General features: G+C 61.1%; 8 protein-coding genes and 1 pseudogene. 8 read left to right on the forward strand and 1 reads right to left on the reverse strand.

The window, feature by feature from the left end:
- The 8 genes and pseudogenes from trpD to KBY74_RS11470 all read left to right on the forward strand — a co-directional run.
- On the forward strand, positions 1-977 hold a 977-nt coding region (gene trpD / locus KBY74_RS11440), incomplete at its 5' end, for an anthranilate phosphoribosyltransferase (RefSeq protein ID WP_254942818.1).
- Positions 978-999: 22 nt separating this feature from the next.
- Positions 1,000-2,136 carry a glutamine-hydrolyzing carbamoyl-phosphate synthase small subunit gene (gene carA / locus KBY74_RS11445; RefSeq protein ID WP_254942819.1) on the forward strand — a complete coding sequence of 379 codons (1,137 nt, stop codon included), beginning with the start codon at positions 1,000-1,002 and terminating at the stop codon, positions 2,134-2,136.
- A gap of 95 nt (positions 2,137-2,231) precedes the next feature.
- On the forward strand, positions 2,232-2,576 hold the full coding sequence (locus tag KBY74_RS11450; RefSeq protein ID WP_254942820.1) for an STAS domain-containing protein: 345 nt from the start codon (positions 2,232-2,234) through the stop codon (positions 2,574-2,576).
- 16 nt (positions 2,577-2,592) lie between these two features.
- Positions 2,593-2,994: pseudogene (locus KBY74_RS13880) on the forward strand (ribonuclease III domain-containing protein); the annotation flags it as partial.
- Positions 2,995-3,015: 21 nt separating this feature from the next.
- Positions 3,016-4,746, forward strand: a complete 1,731-nt coding sequence (gene rlmB / locus KBY74_RS11455) for a 23S rRNA (guanosine(2251)-2'-O)-methyltransferase RlmB (RefSeq protein ID WP_396123182.1) — start codon at positions 3,016-3,018, stop codon at positions 4,744-4,746.
- Positions 4,747-4,807: 61 nt separating this feature from the next.
- Positions 4,808-5,047, forward strand: coding sequence for a DUF1816 domain-containing protein (locus tag KBY74_RS11460; RefSeq protein ID WP_254942822.1), 240 nt, complete (start codon positions 4,808-4,810; stop codon positions 5,045-5,047).
- Between the two features lie 57 nt (positions 5,048-5,104).
- On the forward strand, positions 5,105-6,589 hold the full coding sequence (gatA, locus tag KBY74_RS11465) for an Asp-tRNA(Asn)/Glu-tRNA(Gln) amidotransferase subunit GatA (protein WP_254942823.1): 1,485 nt from the start codon (positions 5,105-5,107) through the stop codon (positions 6,587-6,589).
- Positions 6,590-6,702: 113 nt separating this feature from the next.
- Positions 6,703-10,245, forward strand: a complete 3,543-nt coding sequence (locus KBY74_RS11470; RefSeq protein WP_254942824.1) for a DNA polymerase III subunit alpha — start codon at positions 6,703-6,705, stop codon at positions 10,243-10,245.
- Here KBY74_RS11470 and KBY74_RS11475 read toward each other — a convergent pair.
- The coding region (locus KBY74_RS11475; RefSeq protein ID WP_254942825.1) for a phosphatase PAP2 family protein at positions 10,225-10,631 on the reverse strand (407 nt) is incomplete at its 5' end. The two genes, KBY74_RS11470 and KBY74_RS11475, sit on opposite strands and share 21 nt — an antisense overlap.

Genomic DNA, 10,631 nt, shown 5'->3' on the forward strand with positions numbered 1-10,631 from the left:
AACAGGCCACCGCGCTGATGCAGGGCTGGCTGAGCGAACAGATCGATCCAGTGCTCACCGGAGGGCTGCTGGCCGCATTGCGAGCCAAGGGAGTTAGCGGCGAGGAGCTAGCGGCCATGGCTGCGGTGTTGCGACAAGCCTGTCCGCTGCCGGCTTCCCGCCCTTCTCTGGCGCTTGTTGATACCTGTGGCACCGGTGGCGATGGAGCCGACAGCTTCAATATTTCAACGGCTGTGGCGTTTGTGGCGGCCGCCTGTGGCGCCCACGTGGCCAAACACGGCAACCGCAGTGCAAGTGGTCGGGTGGGCTCAGCCGATGTGCTGGAGGCAGTGGGCATTCATTTGCAGGCCCCCCAGGAGCAGGTGATTGGCGCCTTACCCAGTGCGGGGGTGACTTTTTTGTTTGCTCCTGGTTGGCATCCGGCGCTGGTGGGGCTGGCCCCCCTGCGCCGAAGCCTGGGGGTGCGGACTGTTTTCAATTTGCTTGGCCCATTGGTAAATCCCCTGCGGCCCGAGGCCCAGGTGCTCGGGGTGGCCCGGCCTGATCTGCTCGATCCGATGGCTGAGGCCCTGGCCCGGCTGGGGCTGCGCAGAGCTGTGGTTGTGCATGGTCATGGCGGCCTTGATGAGGCCTCCCTTGCTGGAGTTAATTCGCTGCGACTGGTGAAATCTGGAGTTGTGAGCAGCGACCAGCTCGACCCTGAGGCCTTGGGCTTGCAGCTTGCCCCGATCACCGATCTGGCGGGCGGAGATCTCGCCACCAACCAAGCCATCCTCGAAGCCGTGCTCCAGGGCCGAGCTAGCCGCGCCCAGGCTGATGTGGTGGCCCTCAACGCAGCGCTGGTGCTGTGGGCCGCTGGTTTGACGGACTCAGTCGCCGCTGGTTTGAGCCTGGCCCAGCAGGCCATTGCCAATGGAGCTGGCTGGCAAGCCCTAGAACGGCTACGCGCCGCCCTGCCAGCCCCCGTTGCAGGATGATCAAAGCAACTGCCCTGAACCCGTGAGCGAGCCCGCTGCCACTGCCTTGCTGGTGTTGGCCGACGGCACCGTGCTGAGGGGTGAAGCCTTCGGGGCCCGGGGCACGGCCATCGGAGAAGTGGTGTTCAACACCGGCATGACCGGCTATCAGGAGGTCATGACCGACCCGAGTTACTCCGGGCAGTTGGTCACCTTTACCTACCCCGAACTGGGCAATACCGGGATCAACGAAGCCGATCAGGAGGCGGATCGCCCCCACGTGCGTGGGGTGATCGCCCGCCAGCTTTCACCTTGTACCAGTAGCTGGCGCTCAGAGGGTGACCTAGATGGCTGGCTTCTACGCCATGGAGTAGTTGGAATTCGAGCAATTGATACGCGAGCTCTCGTGCGTCATTTACGTGATGGTGGCGCGATCAACGGCGCAATTTGCAGTGATGGCACCTCGGCTTCGGCCCTGCTTGATCAAGTCCGCTCGGCCCCTTCGATGCAGGGCCTAAACCTGGCGGCATCAGTTACTACCCCTAATCCTTATCACTGGGATCAAACCTGTGGGGTCGCTTTTGATGCCCGTATGCAATCCCAGCCCGATCGCCCTTACCGGGTGGTGGCCATTGATTTCGGCATCAAGCGGGCGATCCTCGAGCGTCTTGCGGCCCACGGCTGCGAGGTGACCGTGCTTCCAGCCGATGCCAGCTTGGAGCAGGTTCTCAGTTACAAGCCCGAGGGAGTGTTCCTGTCCAATGGGCCCGGCGATCCGGCCGCCGTTAGCTCTGCTATTGAGCTCGCCAAAAGTCTTATCGCCCTGCCCAATCTCCCCCTGTTTGGCATCTGCCTTGGCCACCAGATCCTGGGGCTGGCCCTTGGAGGCACCACTTTTAAACTGGGCTACGGCCATCGCGGTTCAAATCATCCCTGCGGCAGCCCAGGGCAGGTGGAGATCACCAGCCAAAACCATGGTTTTGCCCTCGTACCCGAATCCCTGCCCGCCGACCGAGTGCGGGTAACCCACCACAACCTCAACGACCAAACCGTGGCTGCTCTGGAGCTGCTTGAGGCACCGGTGTTTGGCGTTCAGTACCACCCGGAGGCCAGTCCCGGTCCCCACGACGCCGACCATCACTTCGCGCGCTTCGCCGCCCTGATGGCCAGCCGCCGCTGACGCACTTTTGTTGCGTCTTCTGCAGCGGCAAATTTGCTCCCTACACTTCGCCCCAGAACGGATCGAGGACTGGAGCCATCAACGACCTGCAGCGATTGACGGTCTCCCTGCGAGGGGGCTTCGAGCAGCAGGCCCACTGCCAGCTGTTCCGCTTCACTGGCCAGCTGGATGCCTACTCCGACAAACAGTTCGGGGAATTTGTGGCCTCTCACCGCGCCAATGGTCAGCCTTTGGTGATTGATCTCAGCCACATCGACTTCCTCGACTCGTCCGGTCTTGGCGCTTTAGTCCAGCTTGCTAAGCAGTGCAACGCCGATCGGCAGAAGTTTCTGGTGGTGGGTAACGCCCGGGTTGTTCAAACCGTGAAGCTGGTGCGCCTAGAAGAATTTCTGCACCTTCAGCCCGACCTCGAAACAGCCCTTGGCAACCTCGCCGCTTGAGCAGGGAAAGGCTGAGCTGCGGCCCGCTTCGAGCTGGCTAGCTGGCCTTGCTCCCCATCCTCCCCAGGCCGAATTAGGACCGCTACAGCTGGCCTGGCTGGGAGATGCGGTCTGGGAGCTTCATCACCGGCTGCAGCGCTGTCAGCGTCCAGGCCGCTCCCACACCCTGCACCAGGAGGTTGTGCAGGTAGTGCGTGCCGACGCCCAGGCTCTGGCACTGGACAAGCTTGATCAACAGCTCACTGATGCGGAGCGAGACCTCGTGCGCCGGGGCCGCAATCGGGCTGGCAGGGGCCCCCGGCGGGGAGATGCGGCGGCCTATGGCCAGGCAACTGGCCTTGAGGCCCTGCTTGGTTGGTTGTTTCTCCACGAGCCTGCCCGGTTAGCCGAGCTGCTAGATCACTTGCAGGAGATCGATCCAGAACCTGCAGACAACGCCATGAGCCCACGATTTGAACGACGTCCCGAGAAGCGGACGGGGGGCGGCGCCCGTGGGGCTGGCCGTCCTCCCCGCTTCACCGGTCCCAAGCCTGAATGGCGCCGCGATGGAGCTGGTGAAGGCCGTGAGGTGCGTGAGGGAAGAGAAGGCCGTGAGGGACGTGAAGGCCGTGAGGGCCCTAGAGATCGGGATCCCCGGCGAGAGACCGGTGCACGACCCGCTCCCCGGGGTGTATCCCGCTTCCAGCCCCGCCGCGATGGGCCATCCGACCGCCCCAGTAGTCGCGGCGAGCGCCGCCCATTTGAACGGCGTGGTGACAGCGAGCGACCTTCTTTCGACCGTCCGCCTGCTCCCCGTTTTTCCAGCGATCGCTCCGGCTCAGACAGCAAGCCCTACGAGCGGCGACCCGGCGGCCGCTTTGAAGGTCGTCCCCAGGGCCGCCGTCCCGACTCTGGCCGCCCAGATAGCCGTCGTTATGAGGGTGGGGGTCGCTTTGAAGGGGCCGGTCGCCCTGATGGTCGCCCTGTTGGCCGACGTTTTGACACGGGGAGCCGCCCAGCGCCTGGCAGGTTTGCTGGCAAGCCGCTGATCGTCGACGCTGATACCCTTCCCCCCAGCGGTGATGCGGAGCGCCACAGCGTCGATCCCAGCGCCGATTTGATCTGGGGCCGGCATCCAGCCCAGGCGGCACTTGAGAGCGGTCGACCGATTCATCGCGTCTGGTGCACTCCAGAAATGCGCTTCAGCCCCAAGTTTCTGCAGCTGCTGCGAGAAGCCAAGGCATCGGGAGTACTGGTTGAGGAGGTCACCTGGGCGCGCCTGGGTCAGCTCACCGGAGGTGCCGTGCACCAGGGCATCACCCTGCAAACAGCGGCAGCTGAGACCCTTGATCTACAGACCCTGATGGAGGGCTGCGCAACCATTGGTGAGCCGGCCTTGCTGATGGCGGTCGACGGTCTTACTGATCCCCAGAACCTCGGCGCAATTGTGCGTAGTGCCGAAGCCCTGGGTGCCCATGGCCTGGTTTTGCCCCAGCGCCGCAGCGCTGGACTTACGGGCTCGGTGGCCAAGGTTGCAGCAGGTGCTCTTGAGCACTTGCCCGTGGCAAGGGTGGTTAACCTCAACCGCGCCCTCGACACCCTCAAGCAGGAGGGTTATCGGGTAGTGGGTCTGGCAGCCGAGGGCACCGTCAGCCTGGAGGAGGCCGATCTAGGTGGGCCTTTGGTCATAGTCACCGGCTCTGAGGGAGATGGTCTCTCCATGCTCACCCGCCGCAACTGCGATCAGCTGGTGCGCATCCCCCTGCGTGGCGCCACACCAAGCCTTAACGCCTCTGTGGCTACCGCCCTGCTGCTCTACGAGGTGGCACGGCGTGGCTGGATGAAGGGTTTGAGTGGTTCCCAGCCCGCGCCCCGTTTGGTGCGCCCCCAGCTGCCCGCTCCAGCCGCTAGCCCCGAGCCTGAGGAAGAGCCCACAAGCCAGCCGGATAGCTCCCCTGAGCTTCTTCACGAACAAGAGCCTCAGCTGGAGCAAGAGGTAATGCCGGAAATTGAGCCAGAGGATCAGCCAGAGCTATTGGCAGAGCAGCAGATTGCTGCAGCGACTCCGGTCAACCAGGAACAGGTTAACCAGGAACCGCTCAACCAGGAACAGGTCAACCAGGAACCGGTCATTGACCTGGGTATGGAGCCAGCCGCCAAATCTGGTTTCCTTGGGGATATTCAACTGTGACTTCCCCTTCAAGCCACGGTACCGACGCCGGGCAGAATGCACCACAAGCCGCTCCTGCCTCATGAATCCCCTGCTGTGGCCAGTGCGCAGCTGCGCCAATGGTCTGGGCCTGGCCTGGTGGGCACGGGTAGAAACCCACTCTCCCAAAGCTGTTTATTGGTTTGGCCCCTTCGTGCGTCGCGGCACCCTGGAAAGCCATCTGCCGGCTTTCTTGAACGACCTCCGAGCTGAATCTCCGGGTTCTCTGGATCACCAGTTACTGCGCACCCGGCGGGGCGAACCGCTCACCGAGCTCGACTGAGGGCTAGTGGCCGTTGCCGCTGGCTGATAGCGTCCAATCCAACTGGCTACAGGGTTGATGGGGATCGCTGATTCGCGCGAACAGGGGATTGCTCAATGGCGTCAGCAGCTGCGCAATGGTGAGGTTTCAGCCCGTGAACTCACCGATCACCATCTGGCCCGCATCCAGGCGGTTGATCCCACCGTTAACGCCTATCTGGAGATAACTGCCGAGCGGGCCAGGGCAGATGCGGACCACATCGACGCCCGCCTCGCTGCTGGAGAAGATTTGCCACCCCTGGCAGGTATTCCTCTGGCAATCAAGGACAACCTCTGCACTAAGGGGGTCGCTACCACCTGCTCCAGTCGCATGCTGGAGCACTTCGTTCCCCCCTACGAGAGCACTGTTACCGACCGCCTCTGGCAGGCGGGAGCTGTCTTGCTTGGCAAGACAAACCTCGATGAGTTCGCCATGGGCAGCTCCACCGAGACCTCAGCCTTCGGCCCCAGCCGCAACCCTTGGAATCCAGAGAGGGTGCCTGGTGGTAGCTCCGGTGGCAGCGCCGCCGCGGTGGCTGCAGGCGAGTGCATCGCCGCCCTTGGCTCCGATACCGGCGGATCGATTCGCCAGCCCGCCTCCTTCTGCGGGGTGGTGGGATTGAAGCCCACCTATGGCCGCGTCAGCCGCTACGGCCTGGTCGCCTTTGCCAGCTCCCTCGACCAGGTGGGCCCGTTCACCAACTCGGTGGCGGATGCGGCCGAGCTGCTGCAGGTGATCGCCGGTGCCGATCCGCGCGATGCCACCTGCCTGCGGGCCCCCGTGCCCGATTACGTCGCCGCTCTTGACCAACCTGTTGCAGGTTTGAGGGTAGGCATGGTGCGCGAGTGCTTCGAAGCTGAGGGCCTTGATCCCCAGGTGAAGGCTGCGGTGCTGGCCGCTGCCGCCCAGTTGGAGGCCCTGGGCTGCGAGCTGGTGGATGTGAGCTGCCCCCGCTTCAACGACGGCATCGCCACCTACTACGTAATTGCGCCATCGGAGGCCTCTGCAAACCTGGCCCGCTACGACGGTGTCAAATACGGCTACCGGGCCCCGGATGCCACCAGTCTTGCCGAGATGACGGCCCGCAGCCGGGCTGAGGGCTTTGGCGACGAGGTGCAGCGCCGCATCCTGATCGGCACCTACGCCCTCTCGGCCGGATATGTGGACGCCTACTACAAGAAAGCCCAGCAGGTGCGCACCTTGATTCGGCGCGACTTTGACCGGGCCTTTGAGGCAGTGGATGTGCTGCTCACCCCCACCTCGCCCACCACGGCCTTTGGCTTTGGCGCCCACAGCGACGACCCCTTGGCTATGTACCTCGCCGACCTGCTCACCATCCCGGCGAACATGGCTGGCCTGCCTGCCATCAATGTGCCCTGCGGCTTTGATCTCGAGGGCCTGCCGATTGGTCTGCAGCTGATCACGGGGGTACTTGAAGAGCCGCGCTTGCTTCAGGTGGCCCACCACTACGAACTAGCCGCCCAGGTGATGCAGGCTCGCCCAGTGGCCCCATTGGTGCCCTAGGGCCTGGCCCCAGATCTAGTGGTTTTGCGCCGGTCCGGCGCGCAAATGACACTGGATCTTGCGTGGTCGCCTAGCTTGGGTTGGCTTCCGACGCCTTCCGGCTAGACCTGCCCTTGGCCTTCGTTCCGCTCCACAACCACAGCGACTACAGCCTTCTAGATGGGGCTAGCCAGTTGCCGGCGATGGTGGATCGGGCTGTGGAGCTGGGCATGCCAGCCCTTGCACTCACCGATCACGGCGTCATGTATGGCGCCATTGAGCTGCTCAAGCTTTGCGCCAAGGCCGGGATCAAGCCGATCATCGGCAATGAGATGTATGTCATCAATGGCTCCATTGATGACCCTCAGCAGAAAAAGGAGCGCCGCTACCACTTGGTGGTGCTGGCCAAAAATGCGGTTGGCTATCGCAACTTGGTCAAGCTAACCAGCATCAGCCACCTACGCGGCATGCGCGGGCGGGGCATCTTTGCCCGTGCCTGTATCGACAAGCAATTGTTGAGCCAGTACAGCGAAGGCTTGATCGTGGCAACTGCCTGCTTGGGAGGCGAAATTCCCCAAGCGATTCTGCATGGCCGGCCCGATGCGGCGCGGGAGGTTGCCAGCTGGTATCAACGCACATTTGGCGACGACTTCTACCTGGAAATCCAGGATCATGGCGGCATCGAAGACCGCATCGTCAACACCGGGATTGCCAGCATCGGTGCCGAGCTAGGTATTGAGCTGATCGCCACCAATGATGCCCATTACCTAAGTGCCAACGACGTAGAAGCCCACGACGCGCTGCTTTGCGTACTCACAGGCAAGTTGATCAGCGACGTGAAACGTCTGCGCTACACGGGTACGGAATACATCAAGGGGGAGGCCGAGATGCTCTCCCTGTTCAATGACCACCTTCCTGCCGAGTTGATTGAGCGGGCTGTGGCCAACACAGCCAAGGTGGCTGAAAAGGTGGAGGCCTACGACATCCTCGGCCGCTATCAGATGCCCCGCTTCCCGATCCCGACTGGGCACACAGCGGTGAGCTATCTCACTGAGGTGGCCGAGCAGGGCCTCCGGCAGCGCCTACGCCTGACTGATGACGTTAGCTTCGAGCCCCAATATGGCGATCGCCTCGCCTTTGAGCTTCAGGTAATGGAGCAGATGGGTTTTCCCACCTACTTCCTGGTGGTGTGGGACTACATCCGCTTTGCCCGAGACAACGGCATACCTGTGGGTCCGGGTCGTGGTTCAGCTGCGGGTTCCTTGGTGGCCTACGCCCTGGGGATCACCAACATTGACCCAGTTACCAATGGCTTGCTGTTTGAGCGGTTCTTGAACCCTGAGCGCAAGTCGATGCCGGATATTGATACGGATTTCTGTATCGAGCGGCGTGGCGAAGTTATCGACTATGTAACTAAGCGGTATGGCGAAGAGAAGGTGGCCCAGATCATCACCTTCAACCGCATGACTTCAAAAGCGGTGCTAAAGGATGTGGCCCGCGTACTTGATATTCCCTATGGCGACGCGGATCGCTTGGCCAAGTTGATTCCTGTGGTGCGAGGCAAACCTGCCAAGCTCAAGGAAATGATTGGAGCCGAATCACCGGCACCCGAATTTCGTGAGAAATATGAAAAAGATCCAGTGGTACAGCGCTGGGTTGATATGGCAATGCGTATTGAGGGCACAAACAAGACCTTTGGTGTACACGCCGCTGGTGTGGTGATTGCGGCGGAGCCCCTTGATGAATTGGTCCCCCTGCAGCGCAACAACGATGGCCAGGTGATTACTCAATACTTCATGGAAGATGTGGAGTCGATGGGCCTATTGAAAATGGACTTTCTCGGCCTCAAAAACCTCACAATGATCGATAAAACTGTCGATCTTGTGCAGCAATATAGCGGCATTAAGGTTGATCCTGATGATCTGCCTCTTAATGACGCAAGTACCTATGCCCTGCTTGCCCGTGGTGATTTGGAGGGCATCTTCCAGCTTGAATCCAGTGGCATGCGTCAGATTGTGCGCGATCTCAAGCCTTCATCGCTTGAGGACATCTCTTCTATTTTGGCCCTATACCGGCCCGGTCCGCTTGATGCAGGTCTGATCCCTAAATTCATTAATCGCAAGCACGGTAGGGAGGTAATTGATGTAGCCCACGAGAAGCTTGAGCCGATCCTTAAGGAGACTTATGGGATCATGGTTTACCAAGAGCAGATCATGAAGATCGCTCAGGAATTAGCTGGCTACTCCCTTGGCGAAGCAGACCTGCTGCGGCGGGCTATGGGCAAGAAGAAAAAGAGTGAGATGGAGAAACACCAGGGACTTTTTGTTAGTGGCGCCACAGAACGTGGCGTCGAACCGCGAATAGCGGAGGCGCTCTTTGAGCAGATGGTTTTATTTGCTGAATACTGTTTCAACAAGAGCCATTCCACCGCCTACGGCGCGGTGACCTATCAAACGGCGTACCTAAAGGCCCACTACCCAGTTGCCTACATGGCGGCGCTGCTCACAGTCAATGCCGGAGACTCGGCCAAGGTGCAGCGATATATCGCCAACTGCAATGCAATGGGTATCGAGGTGATGCCACCTGATGTAAATGCATCTGGCATCGATTTCACACCCGTTGGAGATCGAATTCTCTTTGGTCTTTCGGCCGTTCGCAATCTGGGTGATGGGGCGATTCGACAGTTGATTGAGGCCCGCGCTGGCGATGGTTGCTTCAACTCCCTAGCTGAGCTATGCGATCGCATTCCTGGTCAGCAGCTCAACCGCCGCGCCTTGGAGGCCCTGATCCATTCAGGAGCACTTGATGCCCTCGAGCCTCTTGGCAATCGCGCCCAATTGATGGCGGATCTGGATCTGGTAATCGACTGGGCCAGCTCCCGTGCCAAGGATCGGGCCAGCGGTCAGGGCAACCTCTTTGATTTGTTCGGCGCCACCGCCCCAGCCGACTCTGCTGGGGGTTCCCATGCCACCGGCCTGGGCGATATCAGCACTGCCCCCAAGGCGGCTCCGGTGCGCGATTATCCCCCAACCGAAAAACTCCGCTTGGAAAAGGAGTTGGTGGGCTTCTACTTATCAGACCACCCCCTGAAGCAGCTGGCCCAGCAGGTGAAGTTGCTATCGCCGGTCGCTCTGGGCAATCTCGACGAGATGGCCGACAAGGCCAAGGTGAGCGCAATTGTGATGGTGCCTGAGCTGCGCCAGGTGAACACCCGCAAGGGCGACCGGATGGCCGTGCTTCAGCTTGAGGACCTAACCGGCAGCTGTGAGGCGGTCGTGTTTCCTAAAAGCTATGCCCGTTTAGCCGACCACCTAATGGTGGATGCGCGCTTGCTGGTGTGGGCCTCGGTAGATCGCCGCGATGATCGGGTCCAATTAATTGTCGAAGACTGCCGCTCCATTGACGATCTGCAGTTGTTGATGGTCGATTTGCCTGCCGATCAGGCCGCCGACATAGCCATTCAGCACCGCCTGCGCGAGTGCCTACATCGCCACAAGCCACCCCAGGACGAGGCTGGCCTGCGAGTCCCTGTCGTTGCCCTGGTTCGTCAGGCTGGCCAGACCCGCTTTGTGCGGCTTGGCCCACAATTTTGCGTAGGCGATGCTGCGGCAGCCCTGATCACCCTCAACTCAGCTGAATTCAAGGCCAGGATCAGTTCACCGTTGATAGCGGCCTGATCGCAAGCTGCCTTCGCGCTCTCCGTGAAACTTGTTAAGGGTAGACAAAAGTGGAGGTGCGGACAGTGCAGCCGTCACACCACCGACGACTGCCCCTACTACCACGTCACTTGGATAGTGCGCCCCGCTCGCCACCCGGGTGACTCCACAGCCCATGGCAATTAGTAGAGCAGGCAGCGCCAGTCTTGGGTATAGAAGGAACAGGGTCATGCTGCCTGCAAAAGCAACTGCGGAATGGGAGCTGGGTAATCCCAGACCTTTAGTACTCCAGGGCTGTTCGCTCCAGGCCCTAAACAAGTAAATTTCGAGCCCCGACGGCCGCTCACGGCGGATCAGCAGCTTGAGCAACTCGGCGATTCCGCCGGCCATCATCGGAGCCAGAACTA

The organism is Cyanobium sp. A1C-AMD (genome assembly GCF_024346495.1).
GTDB classification, from domain to species: Bacteria; Cyanobacteriota; Cyanobacteriia; order PCC-6307; family Cyanobiaceae; genus Cyanobium_A; species Cyanobium_A usitatum.

Coding starts and splice junctions, on each gene's coding strand:
- rlmB (WP_396123182.1), top strand. CDS start 3,016: ATGAGCCCACGATTTGAACGACGTCCCGAGAAGCGGACGGGGGGCGGC.
- KBY74_RS11460 (WP_254942822.1), top strand. CDS start 4,808: ATGAATCCCCTGCTGTGGCCAGTGCGCAGCTGCGCCAATGGTCTGGGC.
- gatA (WP_254942823.1), top strand. CDS start 5,105: ATGGGGATCGCTGATTCGCGCGAACAGGGGATTGCTCAATGGCGTCAG.